The following is a 26,789-nucleotide window of genomic DNA, read 5'->3' on the forward strand; positions in this document are numbered from 1 at the left end:
GGGTTATGGTAATAAAGCTTCTAATTTTTCAAACTGTTTTACCAATTTAGCCTGAGTGCTTTGGTATTCAAAAAGCTTTGTTTTCTCTTTTTCAACAACATCAAGTGGAGCATTGGCAACAAATTTTTCATTGCTTAATTTAGCTCTCAAGCGAATAATTTCTTTTTCTAATTTTTCTTGCTCTTTTTTTAGGCGCATTTGCTCGGCTGTAACGTCTATCAAACCTGCCAATGGAATATGTAATTCCATATTATCAACCAAAGTTGTTGCCGACATCGGTACGTCGTTATTTACTATAATATCAGACACTTTAGCCATTGACTGAATGAGTGATTTCATTACCTGTAATTTGACCAGTTCATCTGTAGTTGCATTTTTGATATAAAGTAAAATGTTTAAGCTTGGCTTAACGTTCATTTCTGAACGAATAGTTCTTATTGCTACAATGATTCTTTTAACCCACTCTATCTCATTTGAAGCTTTTTCATTGACAAGGTTTTGATCAAATACAGGGAAGTTGCTAGTCATAATTGATGTTATGCTATCCTGGGTAAACACTTTCACTTGACTAAAAATTTCCTCAGTAATAAATGGTATGATCGGGTGAGCTAAGCGCAAAATTTTATCTAGTACGGTAATTAAGGTATATTGAACGCCTTGCTTTTGTTCTGGAGTAACGTTTTCATCGTTTAAGCTTGCTTTGGCAAATTCAACGTACCAATCACAATATTGATTCCAAACAAATTCATATATCGTTTGCGCCAATAGATCAAAACGATATTGAGCAATGTGTTTATGTACTTCAACAATTGTTTGATTAAGCTTATGCCAAATCCAATGCTCAGCAATCCCGATTTTATATTGATTATCGTTGGCATCGTAGTCTTCAAGGTTCATCATCACAAAGCGCGAAGCGTTCCATAGCTTGTTACAAAAATTACGATAACCTTCCATGCGCGCCACATCAAAACAAATATCACGCGAAGTTGAAGCAAGGGCAGTAAAAGTAAAGCGCAGCGCATCGGTGCCATATGCCTCAATTCCGTTAGGAAAATGTTTATGGGTTTGCTTTTCGACTTTTGTTTTCATTTGTGGCTGCATCAAAGCTTGAGTGCGTTTTGAAATTAAGTCTTCCAAGGAAATACCATCAATCAAATCAACTGGGTCCAATACATTTCCTTTTGATTTTGACATCTTTTGCCCTTCTGCATCGCGAATGAGTCCTGTGATGTAGATATCCCTAAATGGCACATCTTTCATAAAATAAAGACCAAACATCATCATTCTGGCCACCCAAAAAAAGATAATATCAAAACCCGTTACCAATACGCTTGTAGGGTAATACTTTTTAAGTTCAGGTGTATTTTCAGGCCAACCTAAAGTTGAAAATGGCCAAAGTGCTGCTGAAAACCAGGTATCAAATACATCTTCATCTTGCTGTAAGATTAACTCAAGTGATAAACCATATTTAGTCCGTACATCCTCTTCAGAACTACCAACATATACCTTGCCATTTAGATCGTACCAGGCGGGGATTCGATGCCCCCACCACAATTGACGTGAAATACACCAATCTTGCAAATCATTCATCCACGAATAATACGTATTTTTCCAATTATCTGGTACAAAGCGCACACTACCATTTTCAACTGCTTCAAGTGCTGGTTTTCCTAATTCACCTGCTTTAACAAACCACTGTTTAGTTAAATAGGGTTCAAGTATCGCACCTGTCCTATCACCTTTAGGCACTTTTAAAACATGTGGTTCAACTTTAACTAAAAAGCCTTGCGCTTCCATATCAATCACGATCTTTTTACGTGCTTCAAAACGGTCTAAACCCTGATAGACTTTGGGAACATTTGTGTTTAATTTGGCATCGTTTGCTAAGATGTTAATTATTGGTAAATGGTGGCGTTTACCAATTTCATAATCATTAAAGTCATGTGCAGGTGTAATTTTAACGCAACCTGTCCCAAACTCAACATCAACGTATTCATCCGCAATTATAGGAATTTCTCGCTCTGTTAAAGGTAGCTTAACTAGCTTACCAATTAAATGCTTATAACGTTCATCTTCTGGATTAACTGCTACTGCCACATCTCCTAACATCGTTTCAGGACGAGTTGTTGCAATTTCGATACTACCACTGTCATCTACTAATGGATAACGAAAATGCCAAAGTGAACCATTTTCTTCTTCTTGAACCACCTCTAAATCAGAAACAGCTGTTAATAGTACTGGATCCCAATTGACTAAGCGCTCACCACGATAAGCTAAACCATCTTCATACAATTTAATAAAGCATGTTTGTACGGCTTTAGATAAACCATCATCCATAGTAAAACGCTCACGAGACCAATCACAAGATGCCCCTAAGCGACGCATTTGCTTAGCAATTGTACCACCTGAATACTCCTTCCACTGCCAAATCCTCTCTATGAACTTTTCCCGTCCTAAATCATGGCGCGAAACCCCTTCTGCGTTTAAATTACGCTCAACTACCATTTGTGTTGCAATACCTGCATGATCAGTTCCAGGCTGCCATAAAGCATTATCGCCCATCATCCGATGATAACGTATTAATAAATCCATTAAGGTTTGCTGAAAACCATGCCCCATGTGTAAAGTTCCGGTCACATTAGGTGGAGGAAGCATGATAGTAAAAGGCACACCCTTAGTTTGACCACATCTAAATAAACCTTTTTTTTCCCACGTTTCATAACATTTTTGTTCTAGTAATTTTGGATCATAATTTTTTTGTATTTCTGACATCTTAATTGTCCTGTTTGTTAGCTTATATCCATCACAAACTACTTTGCAAAAACTTATGCAAAATAACTAATGATAGGAGTAGATCAAAAATTCAGGCTGGTATTCTATCACATAGACTTGGCAAAAAAAGCTTTAAAATATATCCATATTAATGTCATAACACATCTGACAGTACAGTTTATTTGAGTGGAAAATCAGCTTTAAAACATAAATACTCGAATTAATATTACACCTAAAACAGCCCCAGTTAGTGGTGCTAAAATAGGCACCCAGGCATAACCCCAGTCACTTGAGCCTTTGCCTTTGATAGGTAAGATCATATGTGCAATTCTAGGACCTAAGTCCCTAGCTGGATTAATTGCATAACCTGTGGGTCCGCCTAAAGATAGACCAATTCCCCACACCGCAAAGCCAAATACATAAGGTAAGCTGCCATTAGCAAAAGGGAGTTTATTGCCATAATTGATCAACGCACCAACAAAAATAATTAAAAGTGTTGTCGCAATAAGCTCAGTCAAAAAATTACTACCTTTATGGCGCATAGCAGGATGAGTAGAAAATATCATCAGCTTAAAATGAGAATTTTTAGTATATTGCCAATGGGGGTAATAGCTAAGCCATACCAAAACACCTCCTAAAAAACAGCCATCATTACCGCAAATCCCCAGCCAGCTGTAATCACCATCCAACCGCTATTTTCAGCTTTAGACTGCTTTAATAGCACCCCTGCAACAACACCTCCACCAAGTAAAATCAATACTATACAACCTAATAATTCCCCAAAAAAAGCACTATGTAACATATATCCCCCTACACTTAAGGATGTAGTTGTGAGTTTGCGCTAGAGAGTATATCACACATGCTTATTATTCCAGTTACAATTTGTGGGGAAAATTGGGAGATTTCATCGGATGATAGCTGATAAACGAAGTGATTTTTTACAGCTTTAAGATACGTCCATTGTTGCCACATACTATTTGGCTGTTTTTGCCATGCTGTCTTCATCGTACCAAGCATGATAATCAATTGTGGATTTTCTTTTAATATCGCACTGACATCGGTTTCAAAACTGACTTTCTTTATGCTTTTAAAAACGTTTTCTCCGCCACAACGCGTGATAATGTCATTTAAAATACCACTGCCACCAGCTACAAAAATGGGCTTTTCTGCTAATTGAAAAAGTAAAGTTATGCTACGTTTTGGTTTGTTTTTGTTTTGGGTGGCTTGATTGATTTTATGCATAAAATCAAGCTGCAACTTAGTTGCAGCTTGATTGAGATTAATAGCTGTTCCTATTTCAACAAATGTCTTACCTAGTTCTTCTAAATTATCTGCATTAAATATCTTAACTTTAATACCAAAACGCTCTAACAATGTGATGGTTTGAGGTTGTGTTTGCCCTTGCCAAGTAATTACAATATCTGGTTTAAGCATCAATATTTTTGTAACGTTTAATGCTTGGAATGAACCGATATTTTCATATTGCTGATAATATTCTGGCTGACCTGGATAGTAAATTGTGGCAATGAGTTTGGCATTATCCTCTTCTGAAGTTTTTTGAGCGAACATAATAACGTTACGAATAATTGCTGTGGTATTGGGTGATAACGAAATGACTTTGGTCGTATTGGCACCTGCAATATAAGGTAATATATGAAGTAAAAGCACAACCAACATAACTTTGCAGTTTAAATGCGTTTTTTTACTTTTTTTACTTTGTATTAAAGATTGCATGATATTTCTTCGTCATGTTTCTAAATCATCGTTTATAGATAAATTACTCTATCTACATAGGTTAACAATTTACGGCTATGCGTGATTAAAATAACCGTTTTATTGTCCATAACCGTTTTTAATGCTTTTATTACCCGATCTTCCGTCACTTTATCCAGACCTTCTGTTGGTTCATCTAAGACTAATATTGGATTGTGTGACAGTACTGCTTGTGCCAACGACAAGCGTCGTTTTTGCCCCTTTGATAAATGTTTACCATGCTCACCAACCCATGTGTCTAAGCAATTTGCAAGGGTTGCGACAAATATCTTTAAATCAACGACATCAAGCGCATCCCAAAGCATATCGTCTGTTGCACCTTCATTTGCTAACAACAAATTATTACGAATACTGCCATTGAAAATATGTGGCTGCTGCGTAATAATCGTCATTTGTTGACGTAACTGATTTTCACTTAATTTACTAATATCTACTCCACCGATCAAAATACAACCTTTTTGTGGTACAAAAAATCGAGCTAATAAATTCACCAAAGTTGATTTACCACAACCTGTTGTACCAAAAAGTACTACTTTCTCATTGGGTTTTAACGCAAGATTAAAACGATGGTAAATCTTTGTCCGATTTTGATAACAAAAATCAATATCCTCAAAATGAATGCTATTATCAACTGGTTTTTTATCACTACTTCCCTCTGGAAAACTAACTGTAGGCTTTTGATCAATAATTTGTAGTAAACGTTTAGCTGAGGTCAATGTACGTCCTAAATACTGATACGCCACAGGTAACGGCATTATCGCTTCAAAAAGTCCCATAATTGCCAATGCAATTAAGGCAATAAATGCACCATTTAGATGTCCACTATGCACAAGTCCCACAGCAATCCAAACGCCAAACCATAAAGTTAAACCTAAAAATAAAGTCATTAATGCTGCACTTAATCCAGTATAACAACTCATCTTTTGCTGACTTTGAATCAGTGACATATTTTGTATTTGGATTAACTTATTATGCTTATCTTCAGCTGCAAAAACTTTAAGCTCTGCTAAAGATTGAATATGTTCAGTAATAGCTGTTTTAAGTTCCGCACTCTCTTGTGCTAAATTTGCCGCATACTTTGCCGATAGTGTTCCAACACCAACTGGAATAAAAAAACCTGCAACACAAGCCAAGAGCATCGTAGTGATCGCAAGCCCTATGCTAAAGAAACTAAAGAAAATACCAATAACCAAAATTGATAAAAAAAGCACACAACTTGGTGAAATAATTCGAATGTATAAATTATCAAGCGCATTGACATCATTCACTAAGCGATTTAATAAGTCTCCACTTTTGTATTGTGTCAAATGTACAGGGGCTAATGGAGTAAGTTTTTGGTATACCCATACACGCACATCTGTCAAAATTTTAAACGTTGCTTCATGGGTAAATACCCGCTCACCATAACGTGTGACAATTCGAAATAAAGAAAAAGTGCGAACCCCCGCAGCTGGGTAAAAATAGTTAAACTCCTGCATAACAGCATAACTTGAAATTGCAACAAAACCAGTGGCTGAAATAAACCATCCTGACAAGGATAACAAACCGATACTAGCTAAAATCGCCAGAAATGCTAAACCCGTGCCAATAAACATCCATTTTGCTTGATTTTTAAAAAGGCTTAAAAAAGGAATTAACTCGCGCATGAATGCACCTCTCTATCAATATGATACGCATATAATGCATTAAAAAAACCTGACTTTTCTGCTAATAAGCTTTCTAAGCTGCCTTGCTGGACGATCTTACCTTCATTCATGACCACAATGTGATCCATTTTAGACAAAAAAGCCAAACGATGGGTGAGCATGATCACCGTTTTATCCGTCCAATTTCGAATTAGACTTTCCATGATAAGTGTTTCGTTTTTTTCATCTAAACTTGCTGTTGGCTCATCTAATAACAGTAATTCACATGGTTTAAGGTAAGCTCGTGCTAATGCTAAACGCTGGGCTTGACCACCTGATAAACCTAAATTTTGTTCACCTAGCTCCGTATCCAATCCATCAGCAAATGTTTTGACTTCCTTATCTAAAGCTGCCAACGTCAACGCATGCCATAATTCATCATCTGTTGCATGTTCTTTAGCAAGCAATAAGTTATACCTTATACTACCTTTAAATAAACCTGCATGTTGACCAAGCCAACTGATTTTCTTAAGCCAATCTTTTTCGTTTATGTCATTTAAAGGCGTATATCCATTAATAAGGAGTTTATTATTTTTTTCATGTATAAATTTCATCAATAAATTAAGCACAGTTGTTTTACCCGCACCACTTGCACCTATAACTGCTATCTTTTGTCCTTTTGTTATTGTTAATGAAATATTATTTAATGCCGATTGGCTTTTACCATGATAACTATAGCTTAATTGATTAAATGAAATGAATTGAATGTTTTCAGTAAAAGGAAGTTGAACGCCTCCTTTATCCTCCTGTAAATCAAATATTTTTTGCAACTCAAGAGCAGCACCTACTGCTTCGGCTTTAGCATGGTAATGTGTACTTAACTCACGCAATGGTAGGAAAAACTCAGGTGCTAATAGCAAAATAAACAGTCCACCTTGTAAAGTCATATTATCAAACACCCACCAAATGGTATGTGTATTTGCACTATTGATAAATCCCATGCCCAAATAAATCGCAACAAGTGCAATAGATGCAGCTGAGAAAACCTCTAGTACTGCCGAAGATAAAAAAGCCATTCTTAGTACTTTCATTGTTTTTATACGATATTCATCTGAGTAATTAAAGATGACTTTAGCATGCTGCTTACTCCGGTTAAACAACCTAATCGTTGCCAAGCCTTGTAATGTATCTAAAAAAACTGAGCTTATCCGTCCTAAAGTTTTAAAATGTTTCTGATTTTCGCTCTCAGCACCCAATCCCACCAACATCATAAACAAAGGAATAAGTGGCGCACAAATAAGTAAAATCAATCCACAAACAATGCTTTGTGGAAAGACGAATATTAAAATTGCAAAAGGCATAAGTCCAGCTAGTGTCACCTGTGGTAAAAAATGAGTTAAGAAATTATTCATTCCCTCTACTTGTTCCATTGCCGAGCTTACGAGCTCACCACTACTCACTGTAGATGCCTTTATGGGTCCCAAGCGATTAATATGCAAGATGATATCTTCTCTTAATTGCTGTTTAACACATGCTGCTGCCTGAAAGCTTACTATTTCTTTTAACCATGATAAGCCTGCCCGAATCAATACGATCATGGCAATTCCAATAAAATAAGTAATAAGTTGAGTTTGCGATAAGTGCTCGATAAAAGCGGCATAGCAAATGTGTGCTAATAAATACAACTGACCAATTAACAATAAACCACTTGTAAAACTCACAAAAACAGTCAATTGGATCCATCGCTTTGCTGGTTTTGCTTTTGATTTTAACCACAAGCGCGCACTTTTACGCTCAAGCGCAGTATTTGACATCTATTCAATCTATAAAGCGTACAATTCATGGCGGCATTATATCAACATGTAAAAACCATGTAAGCCCAAATAGTCAGGAACTCAAATTTTGTTTTCATGGTGTTTTATAGTACGATTTGATAACAATCGATAATAGGTCAATGTTTTTTAGTAGGAAATGCTAAATAACGCTTACTGGAATTTTTACATTAAACCTTGTCAAGCCAATCCAAAGGTATAGATAAGTAAAAAAGCTTAACCAGCCAGCGAATGAACCAAAGCGATACAACCAACCAATTTGGCTTAATAATCCGTTAATGTCTACATTTGCTTGTTGCATGAGAGTCTGTTGCATATAAGGAATCAAAATGCTACTAACAAAAACAGCTAAGCTAAACATTACCAGCAAAACAGCGGCTATAATTAAACTTTTTTGTATATTAGGTCTTGTAAGTTCAATAACCTTTTTTGGCAAAAAATAAAGTAAAACAGCTAACTCTGTGGCATATGACAAACTCATCAGCACAAAGCGATACCATAAATCAGCATTGATTTCAGGAATTCTGACAATAAACCAACTAAGTACTGAAACTGCTAAAAAAGTGATGGCAATTTTATTTTTGAGAAATAAGCCAAGATAAGTGCAAAAGGCAAGATAGAAAAAAGCGTAAAGCATTGTCTAACCACACTTAGAGTAGCCACAATTTAGACAAGTCAAACAGTTATCCATATTTATCATTGCCTTAGTATTGCACTTAGTACACAGTTGAGATTCAGGTGGAAAATTAGTTGTTGCATCATTACTTGGCTGCTGTCGCTTATCCAATTCCTCACGTTTAGCGGCAATAAAAAGCTTTTGACTTTCATCCAAATCACCCGCTGGTAACATGTTAATTTTCTTTAAATGTTTTTCAATGACATCGCCAATTTCTGATACTAGGGACGGAATATATTTACCACCACGCTTTAAATATCCACCATTTGGATCAAATACCGAGCGTAATTCCTCAACTAGGAAAGTAATGTCGCCCCCTTTTCGAAAGACAGCTGAAATAATCAGTGTCAACGCAATAGTCCATTGAAAATGCTCTATATTCTTAGAACTTAGGAAAATCTCAAAAGGTCTGCGTACTTCATGTTCAGTACCTTCATTCAATATAATATCATTGATTGTGACATATAAGGCATGTTCTGCATTAGGTGGTTTGATCTTATAAGTTTCCCCTATCAATGATTCAGGGCGTTTGATATTTTCACTCATCTGCTGATGTAATTTTTCTTTTTTTAATGACTTTACTGTAACATTTGTTAGTTTTTCCTCAGGTTTCACGATTTTAAATTCAATAATTTTCTTTTCTATTTTCATGACCATTTTATGCTCCAATTACTATTTTTACTTGAAAACAGAGTGCGTAGTTCTTCTTTAGTTTTTACGCAGTATATAGGTTTTGTCTATCAAACTATCTAAAATTTCATAAGTTTTGTGTTTTTTGATCCAAGATGTACTTTGACTCTATTTCTTTTAACATACCATATTGCCTATTCAGCCCTTCTACTCCATCCGTTTTTAATTCCTGATGCCTATAATACTTACTTTTGTATTCCCAGCTATCTTGATCCTTGGGTTTAAACATTGCTAAATAAACATTGTTCTTATGTGAAACAAAAGGGCTCTCCTTATTCTTAATTTTTAGCGCTAATTCATCATCTATTACTGTGTCAACTATGTTTTTAATGCCGTCTCTACCAGCAAGATCAAAGTCAAACAAACCTATGATTAATTTATCCTTTACAATATTTTTTAAAAAGGGAATTGCTTCCAAGCATACCAAAAAATTTTTTATGTTTCCTTTGCCGCCACATGCTATAAATGTGTAGTTATTATAATTAGTATGCGTTTTAAAATTTTTTTCATCAAACTTGCCCTCAACCAAAATAATGGTGTCAGCCCTAGTATTTAAAATATACTCCAGATTCCCAAACTCACTATAATACACAAACTTTGGGGCAAGCTTTTTTAAAATCTTTTTCTTGCCATCAGCATTTTCTGCACATGTTAGCTCATGCTGATCTTTATTAACTGATATTTCGTATAACTCTCCTGGCTCAACCTCTGCCACCGTTGACGGTGAATGGGTTGTTAAAATAGCTGTAACACCTTTGTCACAAAATTGTTTTCTGACTGTTTTTAAATAACTTTCTGCCAAAGCTGGGTTTAAATTAGCATCAAACTCATCAAGTATAACAAGTTCCAATCCTTTAATATTATCTGCCATAAAATAATAACAAACCAACTCGAAAATCACCTTTTCGCCGCTAGAAAGTGAGTCAAAATGGACTAATGTTTTTGCTTCTTTCTCCTCCATTTCAAAACTTATTTCATATCTAGAGGAAAATAAACTAGGCTTGACGATTCTATATTTAAACTCATCATAATTGCTAAGCTCTTCATTAATCTTTTCCCATAGCTTTCGTGTTTTTGTCCTATTGTTGTTTGCTCTAGCATCTTCATAAATTCTTTGTGATAGCTTAGTAATAATAGAATCCACCCTTATAACGGCTTTAGAAACTAAATCATATATATAATTCTCGAGACTCTGTTTATCTTTGATAGATGCCTTTCTTCTACACTCTTGCTTCAACTCATTTTCACATTGAGAACTTAGTTCATCAATTAACGTTTGTTGCTTTGGAGAAAGCAATTTTTTCAGATATTGTGTGTAAACCCTGCTTGGTTGCTTAAATGGGAAAGGATTTTTATCAGACTTAGTAATTTCAGAAATTTTTCTTTTAATAGACTCTTCTCGATCTGATTGAGTAACCAAACCAAGCTGCTTTCTTATCGCTTCTGAATCTTCAAAAGAAGAAAGTATCTCCACAATTTTGGGCAAAAAGTCATAACCTTCATCGTATAAATAGGAATTTTCATCAAATAACATTTGGTATAGCTCGTACTCATGAATATAATCTTGCTGCTTAAAAAACCTGAGAAACGCATCGTGAATATAATCCATGACATCGTCAAAGCTTAAATTATCGGCATTCCTTTGTACTAGTCTATTTTTTTGGAAAAGGGTAAGTCTATGGTGCTTTACACTACTTTGTGTTTTAAAAAACACCCTATTTCTATTTTCATGATTTTCACATAGAAATTTCAAAATAGTGGTTTTTCCTGCTCCATTTAAACCAGTTATGACAGCTAAATTACCATTAAACTTAAAATTAATTTCATTTCTTATCCCTTTATAGCCTTCAGGAACAGAAAGTGTTATAGATTTCATGATTAACTCTCACCCCTGACTAACTCTATACAAATTAATTGCTTCATCATGATCTTTTATGCCTACTTTAAAACTTCCCATAATATCCCTCTTTCAAGGCATCATAGAGATTTGCAGCGCTGTGCTGTTCGCCATCGTATTCAATCATTTCATTACCTTTTAACTCAAGCACAGAGCCATCCTCGAGGGTAAAGCGATACATAGTTTTTTCCAAATCCTCATCTTTAACCAGCACGCCTTGGAAAACTTCAGGGTTAAATCTGAACGTCGTACAGCCTTTAAGCCCTTGATGATAAGCATAAAGGTAGATATCTTTAAAATCAGCAAATGGAAAGTCTGTTGGCACATTTGCTGTTTTAGAAATACTCGAATCTACCCATTTTTGAGCTACCGCTTGAATATCAACATGTTGTTTAGGCGTCACATTATCCGCTGCAATAAAGTAATCTGGTAACTTATTGACCTCATCTTTAGCATGCGGTATTGCATTCTGATTGACAAAATGACGATAAGCTAATAGCTCATATGAAAATACATCCACTTTTTCTTTTGATTTTTTACCTGCTCTTATCACATTACGCGAATAGTGGTGCGCAAAACTTGGTTCAATGCCATTGCTGACATTATTGGCAAGTGATAACGAGATTGTACCTGTTGGAGCAATTGAGGTGTGGTGAGTAAATCGACAACCATGCTCACAAATTGCATCAATGATTGAAATATCTTCTTTAGCAATGCGCTGCATATAACGACTGTATCTTGCATGTAAAACTCGTCCTTTTACCAAATCACCCACTTTGATTCCATCAGCAGTTATTTCGGGACGTAAACGTAAAAATTCTTCCGTTATGATATAATCTTTCTCTAAAACAGGGGCACTCCCTTTTTCTTTAGCCAATGCTACACCTTCACGCCAACCTTCTAGCGCCATCTGCCTTGCAACTTCTTCTGTAAAGTCAATTGAAGCTTTTTCGCCATATTTCATCTTAAGCATACTCAACGTTGAGCCTAGACCTAAAAATCCCATGCCATGACGACGTTTTGATTCAATTTCATTACGCTGTTCTTGCAATGGTAAGCCATTAATCTCAACCACGTTATCAAGCATACGTGTGAAGATACGCACCACTTTACGATACCTTTCCCAACTAAAACTTGCTTGATTGGTAAATGGATGCTCGACAAATTTAGTCAAATTAATTGAACCTAAAAGGCATGAACCATAAGGTGGCAGTGGTTGTTCGCCACATGGATTAGTAGCACGAATCGTTTCACAGAACCAGTTATTATTTTCTTCGTTGACCTTATCAATCAAAATAAATCCAGGTTCAGCATAGTCATAGGTGGAAGACATAATCATATCCCATAATCTACGAGCCTTGACAGTATTATAAATTTTACATGCCACAAGCCCTGAATCATCGGTAATATAGTCATCCCTAATCGACCATTCACGCCACAACACTTTTGTTGAATCATTTAAGTCAATTTGATGTGCTTTTCGCTCAGCCTCAGTCATTGGAAATGCCAAATGCCACACCTGATCGTTTTCAACCGCATACATGAAATCTCTGGTAATCAGCAAAGATAAATTAAATTGACGCAAACGTCCGTTTTCACGCTTAGCACGTATAAAGTCAAATATATCTGGATGTCCCACATCAAATGTTCCCATTTGTGCACCACGCCTACCACCTGCTGAGGCTATGGTAAAACACATTTTGTCATAGATATCCATAAAAGATAACGGACCTGACGTATGAGCACCTGCTCCTGCAACAAACCCACCTTTAGGACGTAGTGTTGAAAACTCATAACCAATGCCACAGCCTGCTTTCAAGGTTAAGCCAGACTCATGTACTTTCTGTAAAATATCATCCATAGAATCATGAATAGTGCCTGATACTGTACAATTGATCGTTGAAGTTGCAGGTTTATGTTCAAGTGCACCTGCATTTGAGATGATTCTACCTGCTGGAATTGCTCCATTTCTTAGTGCCCAAAGAAATTCCTCATAATGCTTTTGTTGAAGCGTTGATGTTTTCTCAACTTCTGATAATGCCTTAGCTACACGCTGATAAGTATCATCAATGTCTTTGTCAACTGGTTGACCTAAACGTGTTTTAAGGCGATATTTACTATCCCAAATATCTAGTGACGCTACTTGTAATTCAATTTCTGGTACTGCTTCTGTCAAAGACACAACCATCTCCTTTATTATTAAAAACAATAAAATATTTGGTTATTTTACCCATTTTTTAAATTAAATGTGGTGCTTTTTTCTCCTATATTTTTGTACAAAGACTTGACTTAAACACAAGCCTTTTTTATTTGACATTACAGTTACTTAAAAAACTTTAGGTTATACTTAAAATTTCTATACACACCAAATCGCAAATCATTTTGCAGTTATAGCTTAATAGCCTTTTCAGTTATAAAACTTATATAACTGCCTATGCACCAGAATCAATAATAAACAAGCCAATGTACTCGAACCCATTCAAAGTCATGGATACGTTTTTGTCGGACATTTGGAGTATAGGTAACTTATTATCTGCTCAAGTTTTTCTTTATCCATTAAACTTGTATCGATTGCTTTAAGCTGATAAGGCCAATTGCGAATCCATGTAAGCTGACGTTTAGCAAGTTGTCTTGTTGCTGCAATGCCTTTATCAATAAAAGCTTGATAATCATACTGCCCTTCTAAATATTGCCATGCTTGCCTATAACCCACACTGCGCATAGCAGGCAAATTTTCGTTTATTTTTGGGTTTTCTTTTAACTGTTTTACTTCGTGCAAAAAACCCGCATCAAGCATTTTGTGGAAACGTTTATCAATATCATCATGTAGCTTTTTTCTATCTTGTGGAACTAAAGCGCATATGGTGAGTCTCTGTCCTAAGCCACCTTGTTTTTTGTTTTGCTGTATGACTATAGAATAAGGCTTATTTGTTAGCAAAATAATTTCTACTGCTCGTTCTATACGCTGGCGATCAGCTGGATTTAAACGTACCGCTGTTACAGGATCTGCATGTTGTAAAAAATCATACCAGTAGGTTAAGGTTTTTTCTTTTAGCTGTGCACGAGTTGCCTCATTTGCTTCTGGCAAAATAGAAATTCCTTCTTCTAAAGCTTTAAAATACATCATTGTCCCACCCACCAACAATACATTTTTATTTCGTGCCTGAATATTAATAATCAAAGATTGTACATCGATTAAAAAATCATTGACTGAATAACTTAACCAAGGATCAATAATATCAATCAAATGATGGTAAATACCTTGCATCTCTTTAATTGTCGGCTTTGCGGAACCTATATCTAATCCCTTATAAACAAGCGTTGAATCAACGCTAATGATCTCTGCATCAATTTCTTTTGCAAGTTTGATCGCAAGATTTGTTTTTCCAGAAGCAGTGGGACCAGCCAAAGCAAAGACTTGTTTTTGTAATAAAGACATATTTATTCAATCAGCTGATGATTAATCTCAACTGGATATTGATTTTTAAGTGCAGTAAGGTAGTCATTTAACTCAATGGTTACATAATTATTTTGTACCATTTGAATTGATAACTCATTATCACCTGGAATGACTTTGGTGACTTCATATACCCAATAGGCATCACCATTTTGGATAGTTTTATATTGATTTAACTCATCACTGAAGATTGCTGTTTTCAATGCCTGATCTAAACCAAAATCGTTACGTGAAATTTTCTCTATTTTTGCTTTTTCTTTACTGCTATCTATTTTCTCTTTATTAAGTATTTGTGAAAAAGCTTCCGCCTTTTGCTGTGCCAGCTTTAATGCTTGCTGATCAATATAGGCTTTTTTGACTTTGTCTTTGACTTCAGCAAAGCTCAAAATACGTTGAGGCGTGATTTTATCAACTTTATATAGTATTCCTTCGGTTTGACCTTGACTAATAAAACCTTGGGTTTTGTTATACCCTAGAACAGCTTCTTGTAATTTAGCATTCCCTTCCACTTGATTACCTGTTGTTTGCAGATTAAATGGCTTCGTTGTACTAACCTTTAAGTTATTTGTTTTAACCACTTGTTCAAAGCTGTTGTTATTGATACTCGTTAAAACCTCATTGAACTTTTGAAGTGCTGCTCGATTGGTTAAAATCCTTTTGATAATAGGTGTAGCTTGTTCTAAAGTCATTTCTTTAGGTATATCAATATTTGTAAGCTTGACAAACTCATTATCTGAAGTTTCTTTCACAGATGAACTCATCGTTAAATTAAATAATGCAAATTGCGCATAAGTGGAAGCTTGATCTTGAGACAATGGCTTAATAGCTTCAATTGTCACGTCTTTCTGCTGATCTGCCGTTAAAAGCATATTTGTTTTCAATGCTTGAGCAACGATTTCTTTATTTTTTGCATCTTTTTTAATGGTTATGATTTCACCTGATCTTAATTCCTGAGTAAAGAGTGCGTCTTTGTTTGCTTCATAATAAGATGCAATTTCCTCTGTAGTAATCGGTTCATTACTTATAAAGTCCTTTGATGTAAGCTCCACATATGACACGATGGCTTCTTTTGACTTTTGGTAAGCTGTACTATTCTCATGGTAATAAGCCTGTAATGCTTCATCACTTATTTGGACGTCTTTACTAAAATCTTTAGCTGCAAAACTATAATATTTTATTTCTCGCTTTTGTCCCATTAACGCACTCACTGCTTGAATTTCATCTTTCAGCACAAACTGGGTTTGCATAATTGGACTTACTATACTTGACGTCAAAAGGCTATTAGCAATCATTGATTTGATAGGCACAGCTCCACCATAAAGCTTAGCGATCTCATCAAACCGTTTAGCTGAGTATTGACCATTCTCAATAAATGCTGGGTTTTGAAAAATAGCAGCTGAAATAGCAGACTCGGTTACCATAATATGTGAAGCAGTTGCATCTTGTTGTAAAAGCGATTGATCCACTAGCTGTTGTAGCGTTTTTTGCTGCAATGCTTTCGAATTAGCTGAAGGTTCAGATTGCATGTTCTGTGTAAGCATTTGCTGGTAAGTATTTTGTGAAACCTGAATATCACCTACTTTAGCAACAGCTTGAGGAGATACTCCACTTGAGACAAAAAAATAACTAATCCCCGTTAATATAAAAACTGCACTAACGACAACAATAATAATCCATGTCACCCAACCTTTAAACTTATCGTTAATCAATTGCAACATATGAAAAAACTACCCTATTTTCATTTAGCTTAAATAACAATTGGCGACATCTTAACATGTTAAAACGAAAAAGGCATGCGCTTTAGCATGCCTTTATGATACTGAGAGGAAAGCTTTGTAAACAGTTTTTAAAGCTACCTTTACTAGCCATATATCCTAATATAAAACTGTAATTAATTTACTGCATCTTTTAATAATTTACCCGCTTTAAACGTAGGTGATTTAGAAGCTTTAATTTTCATTTTTTCACCTGTTTTAGGATTACGACCTTCACGCGCAGCTCTTTCACGTACTTGAAAAGAACCAAAACCAACCAAAGTTACTGTTTGACCTGATGTCAACGCCTCAGTCAACGCCTCAGTCGTTGCATCCAATGTGCGCTGCGCAACATCCTTGGTTACATCAGCTTTTTCTGCGATTGCTTTTACTAGTTCACTCTTATTCACGATATTTTCCTCTTTCGTTGTTGAATAACATTATGCTGGTAACTAGGCTTGCCTAGCCAACTCGACTAAGTTATAGCAAGCGTCACTTCACACGTCAACACGGTTTATTGCTATTTACACCTTTTTTTAAGTTTTTTGACCTTTTTTTAGCAAAAGTGCACGTTTTAACACTTCATCTATGGTTTTTACTGCGATAATCTCCAAACCTTCTTTGACATTCTGTGGAATCTCTTGTAAGTCCTTTTTGTTATTAAATGGAATTAAAACAGTCTTAATTCCACCACGAAGTGCGGCTAGTAGTTTCTCCTTTAAACCACCAATTGCAAGCACATCTCCACGTAAAGTGATCTCACCTGTCATTGCAATATCTTTTCTTACTGGAATACCTGTTAATGCAGATAACATTGCTGTGCACATTGCAATACCTGCACTGGGTCCATCTTTAGGTGTAGCACCTTCTGGTACATGAATATGAAAATCACGCTTCTCATAGAAAGCTTCTTCTACATCATACTCTTGAGCTTTGGTCCTAACTACAGTAAAAGCAGCATGAACTGACTCTTGCATCACGTCACCAAGCTTACCTGTTATTTTCAACTTACCTTTACCCACGGTCGATACAGCTTCAATTGTCAATAAATCTCCACCAACCTCTGTCCAAGCCAAACCTGTTACTTGTCCAACTTTATTCTCTTTCTGTGCCAAACCAAAATCATAGCGGCGTACTCCAAGGTACTCATGTAGATTCTTACTGGTAATCGATACCTTTTTACCATCTTTTGTTGACAAAATATGTTTGACCGCTTTGCGACACAGCTTACTGATTTCTTGCTGCAAACGCCGCACACCTGCCTCACGCGTATAATAGCGAATAATATCCTCAATAACCTGTGCCGATACACTAAGTTCATTCTGCTTTAAACCATTATCTTTTATTGCTTTTGGTAGAAGATAGCGTGTAGCAATGTTTAGCTTCTCATCTTCGGTATAACCTGACAGATAGATGATTTCCATCCGATCACGCAGCGCATTTGGAATGTTAAGACTATTAGCCGTCGCTACAAACATTACATCAGATAAATCATAATCAATTTCTAAATAATGATCATTAAAAGTGTTGTTTTGTTCTGGATCTAACACTTCTAACATGGCAGAAGCAGGATCACCTCGAAAATCTGACGACATTTTATCTATTTCATCTAATAGAAATAATGGATTATTAACTTGAGCCTTATTGATTTTCTGCATAATCTGACCAGGTAATGCACCAATATAGGTGCGTCTATGTCCACGAATTTCGGCTTCATCTTTAACACCACCTAATGCCATACGCACATATCGTCTACCCGTTGCTTTAGCAATCGACTGACCAAGCGAAGTTTTACCCACACCAGGAGGACCTACTAAACACAGAATCGGTCCTTTTAACTTACGCATCCTTTGTTGGACTGCTAAATACTCTAAGATTCGTTCTTTGACTTTTTCTAAACCATAGTGATCCCTATTTAGAATCTCTTGTGCATGATTAAGATCTTTCTTGATTTTAGTGCGCTTCGACCAAGGCAGACTAACAAGAGTTTCTATATAATTACGTGATACTGAAGATTCAGCAGAAGCTTGCGGCATTGTTTTTAACTTTTTAATCTCAGACAATGCTTTTTCTGTAGCCTCTTTTGACATTTTTGCCGCTTCAATCCTCTCTTTAAGCTGATCAAATTCCTGCGCTTCATCCACATCACCCATTTCCTTATAAATGGCTTTAATCTGCTCATTAAGGTAATATTCACGCTGATTACGCTCAATCTGAGACTTCACGCGATCTTTGATACTACGCTCAAGCTCCAATATTTCTGTTTCAGCAACTAAAAGCTTCAGCAACAAAGAAGCTCTTAATTGCAAATTTGGAGCTTCCAATACTTCTTGCTTTTTAGCCACTGATGCTTGCACTTGTGCAAGAATCGTATCAATCACTCTTGGTAACTGATTATCCGACAAAATAGAGGAAAGTATTTCTTTTGGTACCTGTCCACCCATATCAGCAAGGGACTTGAAACTAGAAAGTAACGCTCGGACAAAACCACTTTCATCAGCTTCACTTAAATCGTTTATGGTCTCTATTAATTGAATTTGTGCAGCAATAAAGGGTGTATCTTCGTAGTATTTTTCAACTTTAGCGCGTCTTATGCCTTCTACTAATACCTTATAAGTACCATCTGGTAACTTCATAAGCTGTAAAACCTTGGCATAAGTACCAAGCATATATAAATCTTTAACATGTACGCTATCTACATCATCTATTTTTTGGGTGACAAGCAATACCTTTTGGCGCGTAGCATGTGCTTCACTAATTGCGGCAATCGATTTTTCCCGTCCAACAAAAAGTGGAACAGCCATATATGGACATACCACAATGTCACGCAGTGGAATAACAGGGACAAGCTCTGTGATATCCATTTTTTCATTAGAATATAAATTCATGAGTTTATCCGACCTTATTGACCTGATGCTAATCTAAAATGTGCTTGATCCTTTAAGATAATAAGCGGTTCATCAAAACCATTTATTACAGAATCATCAATCACGACTTTTTCAACGTTATCGATTGAAGGTGCTTCAAACATGATATTTAAAAGTGCATTTTCTAATATAGATCGTAATCCACGTGCACCTGTTTTACGTTTCACTGCATTGTGCGCTGTAGCCCTGATCGCTTCTGGTGTAAATTCAACGTTAACCTCTTCCATATCGAACAGCTTAGTATATTGTTTAATAAGCGCATTTTTAGGTTTAGTTAAAATTTGAACGAGTGCTTCTTCATCTAACTCCTCAAGAATTGCCATAACTGGTAACCGACCAATCAATTCTGGAATAATCCCAAATTTAACCAAATCTCCAGGTTCAACCTGTTTTAATAACCGATTGTGAGATACTTGATCATTACGTCCAAATACTTCTGCACCAAAACCAATTCCTGATTTTTCGGTACGTTGCTGAATAATTGATTCAATTCCAGCAAATGCACCACCACAAATAAATAAAATATTTGTTGTGTCAACTTGTTCTAAATCTTGATTTGGATGCTTGCGCCCACCTTTTGGTGGCACAGATGCAATCGTGCCTTCAATGAGTTTTAACAAGGCTTGCTGCACACCTTCGCCAGAGACATCTCGTGTAATTGATGGGTTTTCAGATTTACGTGCAATTTTGTCGATCTCATCAATATAAATGATTCCACACTCTGCTTTTTTGGTGTCATAATCTGCATTCTGTAACAGCTTTTGTATGACATTCTCAACATCTTCACCCACGTAACCTGCCTCAGTTAAGGTGGTTGCATCTGCAATTGCAAAAGGTACATTAAGCATTTTCGCAAGCGTTTGTGCTAATAACGTTTTACCTGATCCTGTAGGTCCTAATAGCAAAATGTTGCTTTTTGCTAATGTTACGTCTTCATCTTGAGATTGTTTGTTATAGATACGTTTATAATGATTATAAACAGCAACGGATAATATTTTTTTAGGCACATCTTGACCAATAATATATTCGTCAAGATGCTTTTTAATCTCAGCTGGTTTTGGTAGTTTCTTTTTTCCTTCAGGTGTTGAAAAATCATGCTCTGGACTATAACTAACGTCTTTACCAATAATATCCTCACATAATACAACACATTCATTACAAATATACACAGAAGGACCTGCAATCAGTTTACGCACTTCCTGCTGAGATTTTCCACAAAATGAACAATAAAGTGTACGCATACTGCTACCATCCCCATCGCCACGTCTTTTTCTTGGCATAAAAACCTCTCTTTAACACTTTAAAACCTCAAAGAAATGGGTTTAAGTAATATAAATTCAAGCTAATAAAATTTATTTTGTTCCAGGAATACTTAATCGTGATTCAATCACTTGATCAATTAAACCATACTCTTTGGATTCTTCTGCCATCATGAAGTTATCACGATCTGTATCTTTTACCATCTGCTCATAATCTTTACCTGTATGGCGAGCTAGTACTTGATTTAAGCGTTCTTTAATTCTAAGCATATTGCGAGCATGAATCTCAACATCGGAAGCTTGACCTCTAAACCCACCTAATGGTTGATGGATCATAATTTGGGAGTGAGGTAAACTATAACGCTTTCCTTTTTCGCCAGCAGCTAGTAATACGGCTCCCATACTTGCAGCAAGCCCAATACAAATCGTACTTACATTTGGTTTAATAAATTGCATAGTATCATATATTCCCATTCCAGCCGTGACCGAACCACCTGGTGAATTAATATAAAAATAAATATCTTTGTCTGGGTTTTCAGACTCTAAGAATAATAATTGTGCAATTACCAAATTTGCAGATACATCGTGAACCTCGCCATTTAAAAAGACAATACGCTCCTTTAATAAACGTGAGTATATGTCATATGAGCGCTCTCCACGCGCAGTTTGCTCTACAACAATTGGTACTAAATTATTTGTAATCATATTTTTCACCTTACATCCATATTTTACGTATTTTATATATGGTACAAAGAAATTTGTACCACTCTAAAATACTAATAATAAAAAAGCCACAAACGTGGCCTTAGTTTAATTTTATTAAAACATTTTCACCAGTGTTTTACTGGCACAAAAATGAATGCTTGAAGCCACATCACCTTTAGAACGTGAGTCCTTGAGGTAAAGCATTTCGAATTAAATCAAAAAAATCTTCTTCTTTTTCGATTGATTTACCTTGCTCAACGACCCAATCCACCAACTTGTTCTCGATCACAACGTTCTTGATATTATCAAATTCTTGTTTGTTATTTTTAACGTGATCACGGACTTCTTGCGCATCTTCATAAATAGATGCCATTTCTTCAATTAGTTCATCAATGCTTGCTTGATCCGCTTCAAACCGCTGTTCATGTACGATTGCTTGGAAAATTAAACCAAGCTTTACAGTGTGTTCAGCCCGATCTCTAAATAAATCATCCGATAAATTTTCAGCTTTAACTTGCGCTTTTTTGCCATCTATGCGCTTAATTAAGTCCTGCTTAGCACGATCAATTTCACGTTGAATCAAGGCTTTTGGTACTTCAAACTCAATAAGTTTAACCAATTGTTCAAACACTTGCTGCTTGATTGTCTTATGGATTGCATTTTTAAGTTCTCGTGCCATATTTTGTTTAATTTCAGCGTAAAATTCTTCAACGCCACCTTTAATACCAAACTGCTCAACAAATTTATCATTGATTTCTGGTAAAACCGCTTCTTTTATACTTTTAACAACGATGTTAAATTGTGCTGCTTTACTTTTAAGTTCATCGTTTTGATAGTCCTCAGGGAAAGTAACGTGAATTGTTTTATCTTCATCTTTTTTCATGCCAATAATGCCATCTTCAAATCCAGGAATCATTTGACCTGAACCAATAACTATCTCATAAGCATTTACAGAACCTCCTTCAAAGACTTGCCCATCAACCCGACCAACAAAATCAATGATTACTCGATCGTCTTTTTTAACTTCACGATCAACTTCATTCCAAACTGCAAGTTGTTTACGTAAGTTTTCAATCATCTTGTCCGTCTGTACTTCAGATAATTCAACGACTGGTTTTTTCACTTCAATTTTATCTAAATCTTTAATTATCACTTCAGGGAAAAGCTCAATATTAACATTAAATTTAAGTGCCTTACCTTCTTCGTTTTGAAGGATTTCAATTTCAACTCCAGCTGCTTCAAGTTTTTCATCTTTTAATGCCTTTGAATACTTGATGGGTAATAAATCACCTAAAACTTCAAAACGGACTTGTTCACCATATTTTTTCTTAATCATCCCTGTTGGCACTTTACCTGGTCTAAAGCCATCAATTTTAGCTGTTCTTGCAATGCGCTGAATGCGCTTAGAGACTTCTTGTTCAATTTCACCAGCAGGCAACTCAATATTCAATACACAGTGAATGCCCTCTTTTCTCTCAACAGATACTTGCATTGTTTTTCCTTATTTAATTTATCATTTTCTTTCAAGGTTTTATTCAGCGTCAAAGTTTATAATTTGCACGCCTAATTGTCTAGCTGTTTAATGCTGAAACTTAAGCTCATATAGACTTTCCAAAAACTGTGACTGAAATACCAATGCCGTTTTTCTTTGATGATTTGTTAGATCTGAAATTAAAATAGAGAACACGTAACGCTTTCTATCTTTTGTACATAGGTAGCCAGATAATGCACTTACAGTTGTTCCTGTACCTGTTTTAGCAATAACCTTTCCTTTTAACCACTCATTTTTGCGATGAGCGGGAATTGCGTTTTTAGTATAAACAGGTAATGCTTGTTCAAAAACATCAAACACTTTTTGTGTTTGCATCTTATACAATAGATCACTTAGAAAATCAGTACTCAAAAGGTTATTTGCTGACATTCCTGCACCATCTTCCAGTTGAATACTACTCACATCTAAGTCAAGTTTATCTTTAAGTATTTCAAGCATTGCATTTTTACCTGCTACAATACTCCCTACACCATAGTGATAATAACCAATTGTTCTAACTAGCGTCTGTGCATATAAATTATCTGAAGTCTGTAACATATGTTTTGTCAAAACCGAAAGCTTAGGTGAAAAATGTGTTGCAATTTGCTTAGCTTTTTCAGGCAAGCTTGTCGTTATTCTCACCTCACCTACTAAGCCTATTTCAAGTGCTTTGATCTTCTGTTTAACAAAGGTTTGCATCATCAATGTAGGATCTTGAATAGCAAGGCGAAATGTATACGGTACTTTAGGTAAGCAACCTGCTAAAATAAGCACGTTATTTTGATCACTCTTGGCATTAAATTGACAAGTTTTAAGCATCTTATCATTAGCCGCAACCACTTCATTTTGGTAGATAATAGACTCACCTTCGACTTGCTTAACATCAAAGCCATGCACTTTCGGGGTAAACGATAAAGCCACTGCATTTTCATTTAAATTATAAATTGACGATGGTGCACCATACCCAAATATAGAATCACTTTGACTTTGGTTAATTGGATAATCACGCCCTTGAAAGAAGCGATTAACTAGAAAGACGTCACCTTTTATATTTTTTATGTTAGCTCTTACTAACGCTTGCAGTAAGTTTGTCATAGATTTAGTTGTCAGACTTGGATCACCTGAGAAATCGATATAGAGATTATGAATTTCAGTTGAACTAACTTTACTATCATAATAAAGTTTGGTCTGATACTGATAATCCTGCCCAAGAACTAACAAGGCAGATACTGCAGTTACAAGCTTTGTGTTACTTGCAGGCATATGATTTTTATATTCATTGAGTGAAAACACATTTTCTCCTGTGCTTGCATCCAACACCTTAATTGCAATCGATGCTGAATTAAGCCCATTACTCTTAATCAGTTGGTTAACGTTCTCTGTTAGAGAAGTATATTGCTTAGCATATGCGCAAATCGATAAGGTAAAAGCAATACCTATATATAAAAAATACTTTTTCACATTCTTTTCCTTCGCTTTAATTTATCCATTTTAGTGAACAATAGAAGCTTGAATTATACTCATTAATTTATCATATACCGATTGTGTTGCTATTGATACTTCACAAGGTGCAAAAAGGTCCTTGGTAATCGGACACACTTTTTTCAAACAAGGTGAACATGTCAACGTAGATGATAGATGAATCACTTGCTTACCAAGTGCACCTGTTAATTTTGCTGAAGTTGAGCCATAAATACCAATGACTGGTGCACCACAAGCTGCTGCTAAATGAGCAAGACCAGTATCCACTGCAACAACCGCCTGACTTTGAGAAAATAATTCGGCCAATTGTGATAACTGCATTTTCTCAAGCACAATCGTATTAGAATTGTTGTGAGCAATCAAGTTGGCTTGCTTTCGCTCTTGCTCATTTCCCCACGGTAGTAATACTTTTATATCAGCTTTTGCTAATAATTTTGCAAGACTTTGCCAATGCGATAGCGCCCAATGCTTACTGGACCAAGTCGTTGCATGTAAAAAAACCACTTGCTTTTTAGCTTGAGTCACTGACCATTCATATTTGATACCATAGCCAACGTTAGATGACGATTCATAACCAAAAACTTTAGCAAATAAATACTTCACGCGTATAATAGCGTGCATTGCTTTTTCTACTTTTAACTTTTTATTATAAAAGAAACTTGCTGCTGGCTCTCTTGCTGATTCCTTGTCTAAACCATATTTTATGCCTTTAGCAGTTTTTGTAATCCAAGCGCTTTTTAACAAACCTTGTGCATCAATTACATAATCATAATGCTTAGCTTTAAGCCTTTTTTTAAATGCTCGAATCTCTGAAAAGTATTTAAAGATATTCTTACGCCATTTGCGAATCTCAATTTCTATCACTTCATCAACTGCTTCATGCCAACGCGGAATTTCTGCAAATGACTTTTCTATTACCCAATCAAATTTAAGATTAGGTTCATGTTGCTTTGCTTCAGTTAACGCAGGCAATGTATGCAAAATATCGCCTAAGGAAGAAGTTTTTACAATCAAACAGGTTTTCATAATGCTTTTTTAAAATCATACTTGTTATATTTTGACACCATCATTTTAATGTGTTTTTTTTCAAATGGCATTAGTTAATTTTTTATTAGCTCTTTCAATACCTGCTTTTGTAGATATTGACCTTTGAACAATGGATACATGATCAATAAAGCCAACACAATAATGAAATAAAACCATCGATTACTTGGTAAATGCGTAACATTATTGATGATGAAAAAACTCATATAGACACACATTACCATCATACCCGACAAACCATAACTCATCCCTTGAGCCTTACCTTGTAAAGTAATATCCGTATTTTTCTGTGCCAAAGTTACAACAATTGCCCAACATGAAATACACATCCCAATAAAAAAGTAAAGTATAAATGCTAAGGTAACACTATGAATCAAAGCTAACGCTAAATATAAGCATGATGACACAGCCAAAGCAACTATAATCGTACTTACTTCACCCTTTTTATCAGCAATCCATGGTAAAAACAAAGAACCAATGATAAAACCGACTGAGAATCCTGTTTCGATCAAGCCAAACTCCCATGAGCTTGCTTGTAATATATTCTTGGCATAAGGTGCAATAAAAATTGGCACTACCATAAACAAACAAGTAAATCCAATTTGGGCAGTATAAAACCAGAAAACAAAACGTCTAGCACATAAAAACCTATAAACTAATCGCCAATTTTCAATAAATCCACCTTCATTTTTTTCTACTTCTCGAGCAGGTTTCACACCTACGCTTGCAATAAGGGCAATGCTCGTTCCAGCTAAAAGAAAATATAAAATCTCGTGCATGTCAAAAATGGCAACCATTAAACCACCTAAAGACATACCAGCTACCATCCCAATCTCAAATATGCCATCCATAGTGCTATTGGCATATAATAACCTACTATCATCAATCAAAATTTCACGTATCATAATAAGCATCGCTGGCATATAAAATGCCAGGATAACCCCCCATAAACTGGTGAAAATATAAACTTCCATTAAACTGTCCAAACTTCCAAATAACAAGAAAATAGAAATTAATAACACACGTGCACTATTTGTGACAACTATGATTTTCTGACGTGGAAACTTATCGGCAAAATATCCTGTAATTGGTGAAAGCACTGCACCAAATACCCACCAACTAAACATAAAAATAATAATAGCATTAACACTATTATAAAGACTTAATAAATGCCAACTAAAAGACACATAAGCCACGCCAATAGCAATAGCTGAGAAAAATCCCATCACACACGCACAGGTAAACGATATATTTTTAAATAAAGCTGCACGTGCAGCTAAATACGATTTCACTTGTTATATTCTCCAATTATAAGCTCTTAAGATATTTAAAGTGTAACAGAGTTTTATTGAAAATTGACAGCAG

General features: G+C 35.6%; 19 protein-coding genes and 1 pseudogene. All 20 read right to left on the bottom strand.

Features of this window, described 5'->3' with window-relative positions; all coding sequences use genetic code 11:
- Positions 1–3: 3 nt before the first annotated feature.
- The 20 genes and pseudogenes from M1V25_RS04595 to M1V25_RS04690 all read right to left on the bottom strand — a co-directional run bounded on the left by M1V25_RS04595 (position 4) and on the right by M1V25_RS04690 (position 26,716).
- Complete coding sequence (locus M1V25_RS04595) at positions 4–2,772, bottom strand: valine--tRNA ligase (protein ID WP_498842565.1); 2,769 nt, start codon at positions 2,770–2,772, stop codon at positions 4–6.
- 200 nt (positions 2,773–2,972) lie between these two features.
- Positions 2,973–3,398 (bottom strand): MIP/aquaporin family protein, encoded by a 426-nt coding sequence (locus tag M1V25_RS04600; protein WP_498842566.1) that lies wholly within the window; start codon positions 3,396–3,398, stop codon positions 2,973–2,975.
- A gap of 8 nt (positions 3,399–3,406) precedes the next feature.
- Complete coding sequence (locus M1V25_RS04605; RefSeq protein ID WP_498842567.1) at positions 3,407–3,574, bottom strand: hypothetical protein; 168 nt, start codon at positions 3,572–3,574, stop codon at positions 3,407–3,409.
- 14 nt (positions 3,575–3,588) lie between these two features.
- The gene (locus M1V25_RS04610) at positions 3,589–4,506 is read right to left on the bottom strand and encodes an ABC transporter substrate-binding protein (protein WP_498842568.1); all 918 of its coding nucleotides are present in this window, start codon (positions 4,504–4,506) and stop codon (positions 3,589–3,591) included.
- Between the two features lie 32 nt (positions 4,507–4,538).
- Positions 4,539–6,191, bottom strand: a complete 1,653-nt coding sequence (gene cydC, locus M1V25_RS04615) for a thiol reductant ABC exporter subunit CydC (RefSeq protein WP_498842569.1) — start codon at positions 6,189–6,191, stop codon at positions 4,539–4,541.
- A complete protein-coding gene (cydD, locus tag M1V25_RS04620; RefSeq protein ID WP_498842570.1) occupies positions 6,179–7,984 on the bottom strand; it encodes a thiol reductant ABC exporter subunit CydD in 1,806 nt (601 codons plus the stop codon). Before cydD ends, cydC begins: the two co-directional genes overlap by 13 nt.
- A gap of 160 nt (positions 7,985–8,144) precedes the next feature.
- Positions 8,145–8,639 (bottom strand): hypothetical protein, encoded by a 495-nt coding sequence (locus M1V25_RS04625; protein ID WP_116963430.1) that lies wholly within the window; start codon positions 8,637–8,639, stop codon positions 8,145–8,147.
- 3 nt (positions 8,640–8,642) lie between these two features.
- Positions 8,643–9,335: a TSCPD domain-containing protein gene (locus M1V25_RS04630; RefSeq protein ID WP_116963429.1), complete on the bottom strand. Its 693-nt coding sequence runs from the start codon at positions 9,333–9,335 to the stop codon at positions 8,643–8,645.
- Positions 9,336–9,435: 100 nt separating this feature from the next.
- On the bottom strand, positions 9,436–11,244 hold the full coding sequence (locus tag M1V25_RS04635) for an AAA family ATPase (protein ID WP_498842571.1): 1,809 nt from the start codon (positions 11,242–11,244) through the stop codon (positions 9,436–9,438).
- A 67-nt stretch (positions 11,245–11,311) separates the two neighbouring features.
- Positions 11,312–13,447: an adenosylcobalamin-dependent ribonucleoside-diphosphate reductase gene (locus M1V25_RS04640; protein ID WP_498842572.1), complete on the bottom strand. Its 2,136-nt coding sequence runs from the start codon at positions 13,445–13,447 to the stop codon at positions 11,312–11,314.
- A gap of 303 nt (positions 13,448–13,750) precedes the next feature.
- Positions 13,751–14,704, bottom strand: coding sequence for a tRNA (adenosine(37)-N6)-dimethylallyltransferase MiaA (gene miaA / locus M1V25_RS04645; protein ID WP_498842573.1), 954 nt, complete (start codon positions 14,702–14,704; stop codon positions 13,751–13,753).
- Between the two features lie 2 nt (positions 14,705–14,706).
- The gene (locus tag M1V25_RS04650) at positions 14,707–16,440 is read right to left on the bottom strand and encodes a SurA N-terminal domain-containing protein (protein WP_498842574.1); all 1,734 of its coding nucleotides are present in this window, start codon (positions 16,438–16,440) and stop codon (positions 14,707–14,709) included.
- A gap of 173 nt (positions 16,441–16,613) precedes the next feature.
- Positions 16,614–16,895, bottom strand: a pseudogene (locus tag M1V25_RS04655) (HU family DNA-binding protein); the annotation flags it as partial.
- Between the two features lie 117 nt (positions 16,896–17,012).
- Positions 17,013–19,340, bottom strand: coding sequence for an endopeptidase La (lon, locus tag M1V25_RS04660; RefSeq protein WP_498842591.1), 2,328 nt, complete (start codon positions 19,338–19,340; stop codon positions 17,013–17,015).
- Between the two features lie 38 nt (positions 19,341–19,378).
- A complete protein-coding gene (gene clpX / locus M1V25_RS04665; protein ID WP_498842575.1) occupies positions 19,379–20,683 on the bottom strand; it encodes an ATP-dependent Clp protease ATP-binding subunit ClpX in 1,305 nt (434 codons plus the stop codon).
- Positions 20,684–20,755: 72 nt separating this feature from the next.
- The gene (gene clpP, locus M1V25_RS04670) at positions 20,756–21,367 is read right to left on the bottom strand and encodes an ATP-dependent Clp endopeptidase proteolytic subunit ClpP (protein WP_116963421.1); all 612 of its coding nucleotides are present in this window, start codon (positions 21,365–21,367) and stop codon (positions 20,756–20,758) included.
- A 175-nt stretch (positions 21,368–21,542) separates the two neighbouring features.
- Positions 21,543–22,859, bottom strand: coding sequence for a trigger factor (gene tig / locus M1V25_RS04675; RefSeq protein ID WP_498842576.1), 1,317 nt, complete (start codon positions 22,857–22,859; stop codon positions 21,543–21,545).
- Positions 22,860–22,946: 87 nt separating this feature from the next.
- A complete protein-coding gene (gene dacB, locus M1V25_RS04680) occupies positions 22,947–24,359 on the bottom strand; it encodes a D-alanyl-D-alanine carboxypeptidase/D-alanyl-D-alanine endopeptidase (protein WP_498842577.1) in 1,413 nt (470 codons plus the stop codon).
- 30 nt (positions 24,360–24,389) lie between these two features.
- Entirely contained in the window at positions 24,390–25,406 is a 1,017-nt protein-coding gene (waaC, locus tag M1V25_RS04685; RefSeq protein ID WP_116963418.1) for a lipopolysaccharide heptosyltransferase I, read from the bottom strand.
- Positions 25,407–25,480: 74 nt separating this feature from the next.
- On the bottom strand, positions 25,481–26,716 hold the full coding sequence (locus tag M1V25_RS04690; RefSeq protein WP_192877926.1) for an MFS transporter: 1,236 nt from the start codon (positions 26,714–26,716) through the stop codon (positions 25,481–25,483).
- Positions 26,717–26,789 lie beyond the last annotated feature (73 nt).

The organism is Candidatus Nebulibacter yamunensis (genome assembly GCF_024208055.1).
Lineage (GTDB): Bacteria > Pseudomonadota > Gammaproteobacteria > Francisellales > Francisellaceae > Caedibacter > Caedibacter lacustris.